This window comes from Hasllibacter sp. MH4015, from assembly GCF_020177575.1.
In the GTDB taxonomy this organism is placed as follows: Bacteria; Pseudomonadota; Alphaproteobacteria; order Rhodobacterales; family Rhodobacteraceae; genus Gymnodinialimonas.
The window spans coordinates 2,225,203-2,238,960 of record NZ_JAHTBK010000001.1 but is presented as its reverse complement, the minus strand read 5'-3'; the positions used below and the strand labels follow the sequence as shown (position 1 = coordinate 2,238,960).

The following is a 13,758-nucleotide window of genomic DNA, read 5'->3' as shown; positions in this document are numbered from 1 at the left end:
GTGTGCAAGGAACGGACGATGCTCAACAAGATCGACTTTCAGGTTCTGTTCGAACGCTCGCCCGCCCCCACGATGATCCTCGACAAGTCACTCCGCTTCGTGGCGGCGAACCCGGCCTACCTGAAAATGGTGGGCCGGACCTGGGACGATCTGGACGGCACCTACGTCTTCGATGCCTTCCCCGAGGCGGAGGATCGCGTGCGCGCGATGAAATCCCTCTTCGAAGCGACCCTTGAGGGTGAGGAGACGGTGCTGGAAGAGGTTCCGTTCCGCATCACCGTGAAGGGCGTGTCGAAGGAGGAATGGTGGACCGTCCGCCATGCCAGCCTGCAAAGCGGCCCGTCGGGGGAGCCGTTCCTGATCCAGTTCAGCGAAAATGTCTCCGCCCAGGTGCGGATGCGGGAAATGCGCAACGCCATGATGGGAGAGTTGCAGCACCGTATGGGCAATACGTTCTCCATCGTCTTCGCCCTGGCGCGGCAGGTCGGGCGCACCGCCGCGACCATCCCCGATTTCCTGTCTATGTTCGAGGGGCGGTTGCGGTCGCTTGTCTCCCTCAACAAGCAACTTGGCGGATCGAACGTCACGCAAGAAGAGAGTATGGCGGCGGTCGTCGACCACCAGCTTGCGGTCTACGGCCCCGACGTGCTGGACCGGATTTCCGTGTCCGGCGATGATTACTCGCTGTCGATGCTCCAGTCCCAGGCCGTGGCCATGGCGATCCACGAACTTGCCACCAACTCCCTGAAATATGGCGCGATCGGGCAAGAAGGCGGGGCGGTATCGGTGACGTGGACCGTGCTGCCATCCGAAGGCTGTCTGCTGACCTGGGAAGAGACCGGGATCGAGGTCGCGGAACCGGCGGAGAAAACCGGCTACGGCACGATGCTGCTGACCACAATCATTCCAAGCCAGCTGAACGGCAACGCGGCACGAGAGGTCGGGGCGGACACGTTCAAATAAAGCCTTGAGATCGGGCCGACGCGGACCGACATCTGATCGCGCCCCTCGCGTGAAAGCGCGCCCGCCAAGTCTGGAACGCCCTAAAGGTTCTGCCCCGGCAACGCCATCGCCTGCCGCACCCATTCGATTAGCTGCGCGGTGTCGAGCGTGTCGTCCTCGAAGATGTCCAGATAGCGCGTCCTGTCCACCTTGGACGCCTTGGGCGGCACCGGATCAAGGGCGGACCCGGTCAGAAACGAGATCTGGACGTAGGATTTGTAGCAGTAAAGCGCGAGGAACCAGCCGTCGTCTTTGCCGTAGAACGGCGTATTCCACCGCACCTGTTTCCGCACATCTGGAAAGGTCCCCACGACCGTCGCGTCGATCTGCCGACCCACGTCGCGTTTCCAGCCTGGCATCGCGGCGATATAGGCCTGTACCGGCCCGTCGCCATCACCTTTCGGGATGTAGGGATTGGTGCTCGATGAATGGGTCGGCTTCCGGCTCTCTGACATGGGGCGAAGCATATCATGAAGGGCCCCTTTGCGGCGAGTCGCGGACGTGCCGGTGCGCGGCTCCGGGGGCATCTTCCGCATTTGTGGGCACAGCTCAGCACGGCGGACCGGATTTCCCATGACATCGCCCCGCGTTTCAGGCTCTGTGTGCATAGAATGACGACGCGACGCAATCCCTCCCCATGACCGGCAAGGTCCTGATCCTCGGTGCCGACGGGTTCATCGGGCGCCACATCGCCTTTCACCTGCGGGCGGAAGGTTGGGACGTCGTGGCCTCCGCGCGCCGCACGACCCGGTTGGCGCGGATGGGCTTTGCCTGCTTCACTGCCGATCTGGCCGATCCCCAAACCCATGACCCCGCGTTCTGGGCGGGCGTTGCCACGGGGCGCAAGATCGTCAATGCCGCGGGGCTTCTGACGGCCAGCGATGCGCGGTTCGAAGCCGTCCATGTGAAAGCCCCCGCCGCCGCCTACGCGAACGCCGATGGCGGTGTTCTGATCTCCGCCGTGGGGATCGAGGCGGACACGCCATTCGCCCGGTGGCGCCGCGCGGGGGAGGATGTGGCCGCCGCCGCCAAAATCACCATCCTGCGCCCCGGCCTCGTCATGGCCGATACGTCCTATGGCGGCACGTCGCTTCTCCGCGCCCTGGCCGCGTTGCCCGCCGTGACGCCGATGGTGGGGCAGGGGGATCAGGTCTTCAATCCGATCCATGCCGAGGATCTGGCCCGGGTGGTGGGCGAGTGCCTGGACGCGCCGAAACCGGGCCAGCCCTATGACATCGGCGGTCCGACCCGGATCACCCAGGCCGATCTGCTACGCGACCTGCGCGGCTGGCTTGGCCTGCCACCGGCGCGCGCGCTGCCGATGTCGCCTGCGGTGGCGCGGATCGGGGGCGCGGTGGGCGATGCGCTGAACCTCGGCCCGATTTCCCGTACGGCAGTGGCGCAGATCGAGCAGGGGGTGGAAACGGCGGAAGCCCCACTGGTGGATCAACTCACCGCCAAACCGCGCGGGATTGAACAATTTCTGACCCACCGCCCCGCTGGCACTCAGGACCTGTGGCACGCACGCCTGTTCCTGCTGCGTCCGCTGATCCGACTGACCCTTGCGCTGCTCTGGATCGCCTCGGGCCTTCTGGGCCTGTTCCTGCCCGCCGAGACGTTTCTGCCCATGACCGCTCATTTGGACCTGCCCGATGCGCTCTGGATCGCGCTGGCGCGGGGTGGGGGGCTGGCCGATCTTGCCATCGCGCTGGCGCTGATCCGCAACTGGCGCCCCCGCCTGACGGGCCTCGCGCAACTGGCGCTTGTTGGCGCGTACACCCTGGCCTTCACTTTATTGGCGCCGTTCCTGTGGCTCCTCCCCCTCGGCGGGCTGCTCAAGAACCTGCCCATCCTTGTCCTGATCGTGACCTGGATGGTGTTGGAGGATGAACGCTGATGGACCCGTACCTGCTGGCGAAATGGATCCATATCCTGTCGAGCACGGTTCTGTTCGGCACCGGCATCGGGACGGCGTTCCAGATGGTCTGGGCCATGCGCCGCGCCGTGCCGGGGCAGGTCCACGGGGTTGCGTCGGGCGTGGTCGTGGCAGATTGGCTCTTCACCACACCTGCGGGCCTGGTCCAACCGGCCAGCGGGCTCTGGCTGATCTGGCTGCAAGGCTGGTCCCTGACGGAGCCTTGGCTGCTTCTGACCTACGCGCTCTATGGTCTCGCCTTCGCCTGCTGGCTTCCGGTCGTGCGCCTGCAAATCCGCATCCGTGATCTGGCGGCGGAGGCCGTGGCGCAGGACCAGCCTTTACCGCCGGAAGCGACGCGCGCCTACCGCATCTGGTTCGCGCTGGGATGGCCCGCCTTTGTGGCACTCATCGTGATATTCTGGTTGATGGTGACAAAGCCGCCGCTTTGGGGCTGAGTGTCACGGAAAAGGAGTCCCACCATGCCCCTCGACACCTGGCTTGCCTTCGCCGCCGCCTCCACCCTCCTGGTGCTGATCCCCGGTCCCACCGTGCTGCTGGTGCTCAGCTACGCCATCAGCCAGGGCCGCCGGGTTGCCGTGTCGACCGCCGCCGGGGTGGCCGTGGGCGATCTGATCGCCATGACCGCCTCGCTGGCCGGCCTGGGCGCGCTGGTCCTGGCCTCGGCGACGCTTTTCACCGTGCTGAAATGGGTCGGCGCGGTTTACCTGATCTATCTCGGGATCAAGATGATCCTCGGCGCGCGCTCCGCCGCTTTCGCCCTGCCCGAGGCGCAGGCCGTCACCGCCCGTCGCACCTTCGGCCATGCCACCGTGGTGACGGCGCTCAACCCGAAAAGCATCGCGTTCTTCATCGCCTTCGTGCCGCAATTCATCACGCCAGAGGCACCGCTGATCCCGCAATTCGCCATCCTGATCGGAACCTTCGTTGCCATCGCCACGCTCAATGCATTGGCCTATGCGTTTCTGGCCGGCAGCCTGCGCAACCGCCTCTCGCGTCCCGGCGTCATCGCATGGCTCACCCGCGCGGGCGGCGCCACGCTGATCGCCATGGGCGTGCTGACGGCCACCCTGCGCCGGAGCACGTGACGGGTTAAGAAACGGTTAACAGGAATTCGATTTTGATTTAGAATCAATGGCTTAATGTCGCTTATCAACCGTGATAAGCCCCTTGCCATTCACCCCTGCCGCTTCAGCCAGTCCATCACCGCCCCGCGCACGCTTTGGGCACCGCTGCCCCGCGCGTCGGTGATGACGGCCCGGGCCTCGTCCAGGTTCACCCGGCGCAGCAGCGATTTCACCGGCCCGATGGAGGCGGGGCGCATCGACAGGTTGCGCAGGCCCATGGCGGCGAAGCACACGGCCTCCACCGGGCGACCTGCATCCTCCCCGCAAAAACTCAAGGGCGTGTCGCTTTCGGCGCAGCGATGCACGATCTGCTCCATGAAGGTCAGGAAGCTGACGTTGAGCGTGTCATAGCGGCGGCGCACCCGTTCGTTTTCCCGGTCGGCGGCAAAGAAGAATTGCTTCAGGTCATTGCCCCCGATGGAGATGAAATCGGCCATCTCGAAGAACTGGCGCGGCGCGAAGGCAAGGCTCGGGGTCTCCAGCATCGCGCCCACCTTCAGGTCGGCGGGCAGGACATGGCCCAACGCGGCCTCCCGGTCGATCTCCTTCATCAGGTGATCGCGCGCGGCGGTGAATTCGTCGAACTGGGCGATGAACGGGAACATGACCGACAGGGGCCGCCCGTTCGCCGCCCGGATCAGCGCCTGCAATTGCATCCGCATCACGCCCGGTTTGTCGAGGCCCACGCGGATCGCGCGCCATCCAAGGGCCGGGTTCGGCTCGTCCTGCGGCTTCATATAGGGCAGCACCTTGTCAGACCCGATATCGAGCGTGCGGAACACCACGCGCTTGTCGCCCGCCGCATCCATGACGGAGGAATAGAGCTTCGCCAATTCGCCCCGCCGTGGCACACGCGCGCGGGTCAGGAACTGCAATTCGGTCCGGAAAAGCCCCACCCCTTCGGCCCCAGAGGAGGGGAGGGAGGGCAGATCGGCCATCAGGCCCGCATTCATCTGAAGGCTCACCACCGTGCCGCACAGGGCCTGCGCGGGCTTGTCCCGGATCGAGGCATAGCGCTCCTGCGCCTCCGCCTGCATCGCCATCTTGTCCTGAAACGCGCCCGAAACCGTATCCTCGGGGCGGAGGTGGACGATGCCCTGATCCCCGTCGACAAGGATCGGATCGCCGTTCAGCGCCTCCGTCGTGATCCGCTTGGCATGGATCACCAACGGGATCGCAAGCGCGCGCGCCACGATGGCCGCGTGCGACCCGACGGAGCCTTCCTCCAGCACCACACCCTTCAGCTTGCGCCCGTAATCAAGCAATTCCGCAGGCCCGATATTGCGCGCGACAAGCACCGGGTTTTTCGGCAATTCCGCCCCTGTATCGCGCCCCTGTCCGGTCAGCAGCCGCAAAAGCCGGTTCGACAGATCGTCAAGGTCATGCAGCCGGTCGCGCAGATAGGCGTCGGGCACGGTCTGCATCCTTGCGCGCGCGCTCGATTGTTCCTTTTCCACGGCGGCCTCTGCGGACAGGCCGCGGGCGATATCCTCCTCCATCCGGCGCATCCAGCCGCGGGATCGGGCGAACATCCGGTAGGCTTCCAGCACCTCCGCCTGCTCCTTGTCTCCCCTCGGCGCGCGGGTCAGCATCTTGTCGATATCGGTGCGCAGCTGGTCGATGGCCTCGTTCAGGCGCTTGCGCTCGGCCTCGGGGTCATCGGCGACGGGGCGGGTGACGACCACGCGCGGCTCGTGCAGCCAGACTTGGCCCATCGCGGCCCCTTCCTGTGCGCAGGTGCCCCGGATCATGTATTGGCTCGTATGCCGCGCGCTCAGCGCCGCGCCTTCACCCACGAAAACCCCAAGCTCCGTCATCTCGGCCAGCACCATCGCGACGACTTCGAGGGCATAGACCTCGTCCTCGGAATATTCGCGCTCGTCCTTGGATTGCACGACCAGCACGCCCATCGGCTCCCCCAGGCGCTGGATCGGCACGCCGAGGAACGAGGAATATGCCTCCTCCCCCGTCTCCGGCATGTAGCGGAAGCCCTTGGCGACGGGCGCGTTCGCGGTGTTGATCGCGCGGGCGAACTTGGCCACGCGGCCCACCAACCCCTCGCCAAGGCGCATCCGCGTGACATGGACCGCCTCGGGCGCGAGGCCCTGGGTGGCGCATAATTCCAACGTGTCAGCGTCGCGCAGCAGGTAGACGGAGCAGACTTCAGTCCCCATCGAATCCGCGATCAGATGCACGATCCGGTCAAGCCGTTCCTGGCCCGCATCGGCGTCGGCCATGACAGCCTGCAAGCGCGAAAGAAGCTTGCGGCTTTCCGTGTCAGAACTCTGTGCCATCTGTCCCCGCACCGGCGGCGTGCTGCCGTCCTTGTCCCCACGTCTAACGCGGGCGGGCGGCGCGGCGCAATGGTGGCGGGCATGGCGGCCCCCGGTGGCGACCCGGGACACAGCCTTGTGTCACCACATCCGCTTGGAGCGGCGCGCGCTTTGCGCTACGCCGGGCAGGGGTGTGCAGGAGGATCACAATGGCACAACAGATACGCGCCGCCGACGCCGTCGCGCAGCGCTTGTTCGAGGCCGGGTGCCGCCATGCGTTCGGAATGCCCGGCGGCGAGGTCCTGACCATCGTGGACGCGCTGACCCGCGCCGGCATCGCCTTCCACCTCGTCAAACACGAAAACGCGGGCGGTTTTATGGGCGAGGGCGTGCACCATGTCGATGGCGCGCCCGTGGTTTTGGTGGCAACCGTCGGGCCGGGCCTGATGAACGCCGTCAACGTGGTGGCCAATGCAGAACAGGATCGCGTGCCGATGGTGGTTCTGACCGGCTGCATCGACGCGGACGAGGCGCTGACCTACACCCACCAGGTGCTCGATCACCGCGCCGTGCTGGACCCGATCACCAAGGCGACCTTCACCCTCAGCGCGGGGGAGGCCGATACCATCGCCGACAAGGCCATCGCCATCGCGACGGAGCCGCGCGGCGGACCTGTCCTGATCGACGTGCCGATCGCCGTCGCAGATGCGCCATCACAACGCAAGCACCGCTGCCGCGCACCCTTGGGCGTGACCGTGCCGGGGGGCGACAAGGCCAAGCTCCTGCGCGACTGGATCGGCACTGCGGAACGCCCGTTGATCCTTGCCGGGCTGGACGTGCTCGCAGAACCAAACGGCCCCGCCGCCCTTGCCGCCTTCGCGGAACACTTCGAAATTCCCGTCATCACCACCTACAAGGCCAAGGGCGTGCTGCCCGAAACCGATCCGCTCGCGATGGGCGGCGCGGGCCTGTCCCCGCTCGCCGACCGGCACCTCCTGCCGCTTGTCCAACAGGCCGACCTGATCCTTCTTGCGGGCTACGACCCGATCGAGATGCGCCCCGGCTGGCGGGAGCCTTGGGACCCATCCGCGCAACATGTCGTCGATCTGCAGGCCGTCGAGAACCGCCACTACATGCACCAGGCGACCCTCAGCTTCACCTGTTCCATCGGCGCGACGCTCGGCGCCCTGATGGAGGCCGAACCGGCCGCCCCGCGCTGGCCCGGGGGCGAACCCGCCGCCACCAATGCCGCCCTGACGCGAGCCTTCCCCCATGATGCCGAATGGGGACCGGCCGGCGTGATTGCCGAGGCGCGCGCGGCCCTGCCTGAGGCGACCGCGATCAGCGTCGATTCCGGGGCCCACCGCATCCTGCTGTCCCAGATGTGGACCACCCACACCCCGCGCACGATCATCCAATCCACCGGCCTCTGCACCATGGGTTGCGCCATTCCGATGGCCATGGGCCTCGCGCTGGCCGATCCCGACCGCCCCGCCGTCGCGTTCCTGGGTGATGGCGGCTTCCTGATGATGCCGGGCGATCTGACCACGGCGGCGGAGATGGGGCTGAAACCGATCATCATCGTGCTCAACGACGCCTCCCTGTCCCTGATCGAGAAGAAACAGCGTGAGCGGCAATTGACGAATGCCGGCGTCGATTTCCCGATCCGCCACGACATCGCCGCCATGGGCCGCGCCATGGGCGGGGTCGGCGTGACCGTCACCAACCGGGCGGAGCTGCGCGTGGCGATCGACGCCGCACTGATTGCCGACACGTTCACCGTGATCGACGCCCATATCGACCGAGGAGGATACGATGGACGGATCTAAGGGACCGCTTGACGGGATAATCGTCCTCGACCTCAGCCGCATCCTCGCCGGGCCGACCTGCACCCAGGCGCTCGGCGACCTGGGCGCCACCGTGATCAAGGTCGAACATCCCGGACGGGGCGACGACACCCGCGGCTGGGGCCCGCCCTTCGCCACCGGCACGGATGGCGAACGCACCGATCTGTCGTCCTATTTCATGTGCACCAACCGCAACAAGCTGTCGGTCGCCGTGGACATCGCCACGACTGAGGGCCAACAGGTGATCCACGACATCGCCGCCCGTGCCGACATCTGCATCGAGAATTTCAAGCCCGGCGGATTGGACAAATACGGGCTGGATCACGCTACCATGGGCGCGCGCCACCCGCACCTGATCTATTGCTCGATCTCAGGCTTCGGGCAGACCGGGCCGAACCGCGAAAAGCCGGGCTATGACCTGATGGCGCAGGGATATTCCGGCATCATGTCCCTGACGGGGGAGGCCGATGGCCCCCCGGCCAAGGTGGCCGTCGGCATCGCGGACGTTATGACCGGTATGTATGCCGCGACCGGTATCCTCGCGGCGCTCCATCATCGCACCCGGACGGGCCAGGGGCAGCATATCGACCTCTCGCTCGTCGATGCATCGGTGGCGTGGATGATCAACGAAGGGGTGGCGCATCTGACCACCGGCAAGCCGCGCCCGCGCCGGGGGCAACAGCACGCGACCATCGTGCCCTACCAGACCTTCGAATGCGCCGATGGCCATGTCCTCGTCGCCGTGGGCAACGACCTGCAATACACGCGGTTTTGCGATTTCCTCGGGCGGCCGGACCTTGCCGATGACGCGCGTTTCGCCACCAATTCCGCCCGCGTCGTCAACCGCGACACGCTGATCCCGATCCTCGAGGATCTGATGCGCACCCATGGCCAGGCCGACATCGTGGCGGGGCTGGAGGCGCGCAAGGTCCCCGTCGGCCCGGTTCACAGCGTGGAGCAGGCCTTCGCCTCCGACCAGGTGGCCGCGCGCGAGATGCGGATCGACATGGCCAAGGACGGCATTGATCGCGGCGGCGTGGAATTGATCGGCAATCCGCTGAAATTCTCTGCCACGCCCGTCACCTATCGCCACGCCCCGCCCCATCTGGGGGAGGATACGCAGGCGGTCCTCGACTGGCTCGCGGGCAAACGCGCCACGCCCGAAGCCTAGGCGCTGCGCCGCAAAACCGGGCGGGCGTGAAACGGTTTCACCTGCAATAACAGCGGGTTCTTGCCCAATCGGGGCGGTTTCGGCGGGTTTTCGTTCACGCGGGCCTGTCGGCGGCTCACATGTCCGTCAACTGGCCGCAACACCCCTTCGCGTGGCCCGGGCCATGGTCTAGGCGTGGATGCAGGGACACTTAGGAATTGGACACGGCATGGCGCAGATCGACTGCTTCGGCCAACCCACCACCATCGGCAGCGTGGCAGGGTTGGAGGCTTGGAACGCGACGCAGATGGCCTTCATGGCCCACGGCGCCGCAACTCCGGACCATCTGGCGGCGACCCTTGCGGCGGACCCTGACTTTGCCCTCGCCCATGCGGTGAAGGGGATGTTCTTGCTGCTCCTGGGCCGCCGCGAATTGGTGCCCACCGCGCGGGAGGCTGCGGATCACGCCCGCACCGCCGCTGTCCGCATTCCCGTCAGCGCGCGCGAGGCCGCGTTCATCGACGCGCTCCATCTCTGGCTCGACGGAGCCCCGTCCAAGGCCGTGGCGAGCCTCGATCAGGTTCAGCTTGCCGCGCCCGACGATGCGCTGGCGATGAAGATCGGCCACGCGCTCCGCTTCGTGCTTGGGGATGCCCAGGGGATGCGCCGCGCCGTCGAGCAGGTGCTGCCCGCCTATGGCGACGATCACCCGGCCCGTGGCTACCTGATGGGCTGCCACGCCTTCGCGCTGGAGGAGACGGGGGAATACGGCCTTGCGGCCGCCGCGGGGTCCGCCGCGCTCGCCCTCTCGCCCGACGACGCCTGGGGCCTGCATGCCGTGGCCCATGTCTACGACATGATCGGCGAGCCGCAGAAGGGCCTGCGCTGGCTCAACGGCAAGGAGGCCGCCTGGTCCCACTGCAACAATTTCCGTTACCACGTGTGGTGGCACAAGGCGCTGATGCATCTCGACATCGGAGAGACGGAGACGGTCCTGCACCTCTACGACACGCTGATCCGCGCCGATCAGACCGACGATTACCGCGACATCTCCAACGCCACATCGCTTCTGATGCGGCTGGAGCTGGACGGGATCGACGTGGGCCATCGCTGGGACGAATTGGCGGAGACCTCCGCCGCGCGCACCGATGACGGCTCCCTGATCTTCGCGGACCTGCACTACCTGCTGGCGCTGATCGGCGGGCGGCGGGAGGTTGCGGCGGCGACCCTCGTGGCGCGTATCGCGGCCGATGGCGCGCGTGGCGCGTCGGAGATGGACATGCGCATGGCCTCCCCCGGCGCGGCCGCCGCCCGTGCCTTGGAGGCGTTCGGCGAAGGCGAATACCGAGCCGCCTTTGCGGGGCTGAGCAAGGCGCGCCGGCACATGCAGCTGGCCGGCGGCTCCCACGCGCAGCGCGATGTGTTCGAGCGTCTGACCATCGACGCGGGCCTGCGCGCCGGACGTCTGACCGACACGCTCGCGATCCTCAATGACCGCACCGCGCGCCGCGCCGGGCGCGACGACCAATTCGCCCGGACCCGCCGGGCCATGATCGCCGATTGCGCCGCCCCCTTGCGCGTGCCCGCGGAATAACGGAAACGACGCCCGACATGGTGAGCACGACCCCGGAATTCAGCACGACCCAGCCCGCCGCCGCCGCCCGCGCCGCAGCGCCCGCAACCACGCGCGACCCGCGGCTGGATTTCTTCCGGGGCATCGCGATGATCATCATCCTCTTCGCCCATACGCCCGGCAATTTCTTCACCTCGTGGATCCCCGCGCGCTGGGGCTTTTCCGACGCGACGGAGATGTTCGTGTTCTGCTCCGGCATGGCCAGCGCCATCGCCTTCGGGCGCACGTTCGACCGGGCGGGCTGGACCCTTGGCACCGCGCGCGTGGCCTATCGCTGCTGGCAGGTCTACTGGGCCCATATCGGCATGTTCTTCGCCATCGCCGCCGCAATGGTCGCGCTGAACGCGCTTGGCCCGTTCGAGCGGAATTACGTGGGCCAGCTGAACCTGATCCCGTTTTTCGAGGGCGTGACCCGCGACGGCGAACTCGTCAGCTCCACCACTGACCAATTCCTCGGGCTGCTGACGCTGACCTATGTGCCGAACTACTTCGACATCCTGCCGATGTATCTGGTCATCCTCGCGATGATGCCCTTCGTGATCCTGCTCTACCGGATCAACCCGTGGCTGTGTGCCGCCGTGATGCTGACCGTCTGGCTTTTCGCGCAGCGCCGCATCCTTGACGCGCTCGGCGTGCCGGACCTGCACCTTGGCTTCCCGGCAGAGCCGTGGTCGGACCGGGAATGGTTCTTCAATCCCTTCGGATGGCAATTGGTGTTCTTCACCGGCTTCGCGCTGATGGCGGGCTGGATACCGAAACCGCCGGTCAAATGGTGGCTGATCGCACTGGCAGCGCTGATCGTTCTGGCCAATATCCCGCTCAGCAATATCGGCGTGCGGGCGTTCAATCGCGAATGGTTCGGCCTCGTGGCCGATGGCAACCCGGTGATCGACTGGCGTGTGGCCAACCGCATCTGGATCACCAAGTCCGATTTCGGCCTGTTCCGTTACCTCCAGTTCCTGTCGCTGGCCTATCTGGCCTGGGTGATGGTGGGGGAGGGCGGCAAATATCTGATGGCGCGCAGCGCCCGGCTGCTGCCCCAGGCCTGGGACTTCATCGTGCGTCAGTTGATGAAGATCGGCCAGCAAAGCCTCGCGGTCTTCGTCTTTTCCATGATGCTGGCGCGGCTCAACGGCTTCTGGCTCGACCAATGGGGGCGGGAGGCCGCCTGGCACACCGTGTTCGTGAACCTCGTGGGCGTTGCCCTGCTTCTGGCGGTCGCCTATTTCGTCGGGTGGGTCAAAGGCCAGCCCTGGCGGGTGAAGCGCCCATGATCTCCCGCCGTGACACGATGGCGATGCTTGCCGCCCTGGCCGCCAGCCCCGCCATGGCCCTGCCGATGTTCCGCGATGGCACCGCCCATCCGTTTGACCGCGCCTGGCTGGAGGCGGAAGCGGAGCGCCTGGCCCAATCGCCGTTCCAGCCCCTGCCGGACGTCCCGCAGGGATGGCAGAACCTTACCTACGACGAATACCGCTGGATGTGGTTCAACCCCCAGCGCGGCCTGTGGATGGACGAAGATCGGCCCTTCAAGGTCGATTTCTTCCATCCCGGCCTCTACTTCCCCCGCCCGGTCGAGGTGAACGTGGTGGACGGGGGGGTGGCGCAGACGCTTGCCTTCGATATGTCGCTCTTCGACCGCACCGATCAATTCCCCGACCTGCCGGTGGACGAAACCATGGGCTATTCGGGCCTGCGCCTGCGCGCCGCGCTGGAACGCGCCGACATCTTCACCGAATTCGCCGTGTTCCAGGGCGCGAGCTATTTTCGCGCCATCGGGACGGGCATGAATTACGGCCTGTCCGCGCGCGGCCTCGCGATCGGCACCGCCTCGGCGCAGGGCGAGGAGTTTCCCGAATTCACCCGCTTCTGGCTTGAAACGCCCGAACCGGGCGATGCCACGCAGGTCCTGCACGCGCTTCTGGACGGCGAAAGCTGTACCGGGGCCTACACGTTCCGCATCACGCCCGGTGATCGCACCCGCATGGCCGTGACCGCGACGCTTTACCCCCGCGTGGACATGCCCGATGTGGGCCTTGCGCCGCTGACCTCCATGTTCCTCTACGATCAGACGAACCGCGCGGGCCACGATGATTTCCGCCCCGCCGTCCACGACAGCGACGGCCTCCTGATCCACAATGGCGCGGGGGAGTTGCTGTTCCGCCCGCTGAAGAACCCCGCCAGCCTTGAAGTGTCGTCCTTCGTGGACACCGATCCCCTTGGATTCGGCCTGATGCAACGCGCGCGGACCTTGGGCGATTTCGAGGATTTCGAGGCCCATTACGAGGATCGCCCGGCGCTCTGGATCATGCCCGGCGAAGGCTGGGGCGAAGGCTCCGTCCAACTGGTCGAAATCCCGTCGGAGCTTGAGATTTACGACAACATCGTCGCGTACTGGCGCCCCCGGGGCGGTTTGCAGGCGGGCAGTCCGCACCGCTTCACCTATGACATGGAATGGAGCCACGAACCGACGCGGCCCCGCGACGTGGCCCCGGTTCTGAACACGGCCATCGGCGGCAACTGGAACCGCTCGACCACGCTTATCGCCATCGACTTCGCCGATCATCCGCTGCTGTCCGACGATCCCGACACCTACACCCACCTGATCCGCACCAATCGCGGGGAGGTCACGGACGGCGTCCTGGAACGAAATCCCGGAACCGGCGGCCTGCGGCTGACGTTTGGTGTAGAGCCGGGGGAGCATCCGTCGATGGAGCTTCGGGCGCAAATCTTGCGGGAAGAGGAACCAGTGTCCGAGGTCTGGCTTTACAGGTGGTCCGCGTGACCGCG

General features: G+C 66.4%; 11 protein-coding genes. 9 read left to right on the top strand and 2 right to left on the bottom strand.

Translation table 11 applies throughout. The features are described 5' to 3' along the window. Window positions 1–18 precede the first annotated feature (18 nt). Window positions 19–963: a sensor histidine kinase gene (locus tag KUW62_RS11480; RefSeq protein WP_224815614.1), complete on the top strand. Its 945-nt coding sequence runs from the start codon at window positions 19–21 to the stop codon at window positions 961–963. Between the two features lie 80 nt (window positions 964–1,043). Here the strand turns inward: KUW62_RS11480 and KUW62_RS11475 are convergent, their stop codons facing one another. Then, complete coding sequence (locus KUW62_RS11475) at window positions 1,044–1,457, bottom strand: DUF1801 domain-containing protein (RefSeq protein WP_224815613.1); 414 nt, start codon at window positions 1,455–1,457, stop codon at window positions 1,044–1,046. Between the two features lie 182 nt (window positions 1,458–1,639). Between KUW62_RS11475 and KUW62_RS11470 the strand changes: the two genes are divergently transcribed. The 3 genes from KUW62_RS11470 to KUW62_RS11460 are packed head-to-tail and all read left to right on the top strand — an operon-like array spanning window position 1,640 to window position 4,026. Then, a complete protein-coding gene (locus tag KUW62_RS11470) occupies window positions 1,640–2,899 on the top strand; it encodes a DoxX-like family protein (protein ID WP_224815612.1) in 1,260 nt (419 codons plus the stop codon). Beyond that, entirely contained in the window at window positions 2,899–3,375 is a 477-nt protein-coding gene (locus KUW62_RS11465) for a DUF2269 domain-containing protein (protein ID WP_224815611.1), read from the top strand. Before KUW62_RS11470 ends, KUW62_RS11465 begins: the two co-directional genes overlap by 1 nt. Window positions 3,376–3,399: 24 nt before the next feature. Beyond that, on the top strand, window positions 3,400–4,026 hold the full coding sequence (locus KUW62_RS11460) for a LysE family translocator (RefSeq protein WP_224815610.1): 627 nt from the start codon (window positions 3,400–3,402) through the stop codon (window positions 4,024–4,026). 89 nt (window positions 4,027–4,115) lie between these two features. Here the strand turns inward: KUW62_RS11460 and ptsP are convergent, their stop codons facing one another. Then, window positions 4,116–6,359, bottom strand: coding sequence for a phosphoenolpyruvate--protein phosphotransferase (ptsP, locus tag KUW62_RS11455; protein ID WP_224815609.1), 2,244 nt, complete (start codon window positions 6,357–6,359; stop codon window positions 4,116–4,118). A 188-nt stretch (window positions 6,360–6,547) separates the two neighbouring features. Here ptsP and KUW62_RS11450 point away from each other — a divergent pair, with 188 nt between their 5' ends. The 5 genes from KUW62_RS11450 (at window position 6,548) to KUW62_RS11430 (ending at window position 13,753) form a co-directional block, all read left to right on the top strand. Then, complete coding sequence (locus tag KUW62_RS11450) at window positions 6,548–8,167, top strand: thiamine pyrophosphate-binding protein (RefSeq protein WP_224815608.1); 1,620 nt, start codon at window positions 6,548–6,550, stop codon at window positions 8,165–8,167. Then, window positions 8,154–9,356 carry a CaiB/BaiF CoA-transferase family protein gene (locus tag KUW62_RS11445; protein ID WP_224815607.1) on the top strand — a complete coding sequence of 401 codons (1,203 nt, stop codon included), beginning with the start codon at window positions 8,154–8,156 and terminating at the stop codon, window positions 9,354–9,356. The genes KUW62_RS11450 and KUW62_RS11445 overlap by 14 nt, the downstream gene beginning before the upstream one ends. A gap of 208 nt (window positions 9,357–9,564) precedes the next feature. After that, on the top strand, window positions 9,565–10,929 hold the full coding sequence (locus KUW62_RS11440; protein ID WP_224815606.1) for a tetratricopeptide repeat protein: 1,365 nt from the start codon (window positions 9,565–9,567) through the stop codon (window positions 10,927–10,929). Window positions 10,930–10,946: 17 nt separating this feature from the next. Further along, window positions 10,947–12,242, top strand: coding sequence for an OpgC family protein (locus tag KUW62_RS11435; protein WP_224815605.1), 1,296 nt, complete (start codon window positions 10,947–10,949; stop codon window positions 12,240–12,242). Next, complete coding sequence (locus KUW62_RS11430; protein WP_224815604.1) at window positions 12,239–13,753, top strand: glucan biosynthesis protein; 1,515 nt, start codon at window positions 12,239–12,241, stop codon at window positions 13,751–13,753. The genes KUW62_RS11435 and KUW62_RS11430 overlap by 4 nt, the downstream gene beginning before the upstream one ends. Window positions 13,754–13,758 lie beyond the last annotated feature (5 nt).

Bases quoted from the DNA above. Each gene is read 5' to 3' on its own strand.
- KUW62_RS11445 (WP_224815607.1), top strand. From the start codon at position 8,154: ATGGACGGATCTAAGGGACCGCTTGACGGGATAATCGTCCTCGACCTC.
- ptsP (WP_224815609.1), bottom strand. From the start codon at position 6,359: ATGGCACAGAGTTCTGACACGGAAAGCCGCAAGCTTCTTTCGCGCTTG.
- KUW62_RS11435 (WP_224815605.1), top strand. From the start codon at position 10,947: ATGGTGAGCACGACCCCGGAATTCAGCACGACCCAGCCCGCCGCCGCC.
- KUW62_RS11440 (WP_224815606.1), top strand. From the start codon at position 9,565: ATGGCGCAGATCGACTGCTTCGGCCAACCCACCACCATCGGCAGCGTG.
- KUW62_RS11460 (WP_224815610.1), top strand. From the start codon at position 3,400: ATGCCCCTCGACACCTGGCTTGCCTTCGCCGCCGCCTCCACCCTCCTG.
- KUW62_RS11475 (WP_224815613.1), bottom strand. From the start codon at position 1,457: ATGTCAGAGAGCCGGAAGCCGACCCATTCATCGAGCACCAATCCCTAC.
- KUW62_RS11465 (WP_224815611.1), top strand. From the start codon at position 2,899: ATGGACCCGTACCTGCTGGCGAAATGGATCCATATCCTGTCGAGCACG.
- KUW62_RS11430 (WP_224815604.1), top strand. From the start codon at position 12,239: ATGATCTCCCGCCGTGACACGATGGCGATGCTTGCCGCCCTGGCCGCC.
- KUW62_RS11450 (WP_224815608.1), top strand. From the start codon at position 6,548: ATGGCACAACAGATACGCGCCGCCGACGCCGTCGCGCAGCGCTTGTTC.
- KUW62_RS11480 (WP_224815614.1), top strand. From the start codon at position 19: ATGCTCAACAAGATCGACTTTCAGGTTCTGTTCGAACGCTCGCCCGCC.
- KUW62_RS11470 (WP_224815612.1), top strand. From the start codon at position 1,640: ATGACCGGCAAGGTCCTGATCCTCGGTGCCGACGGGTTCATCGGGCGC.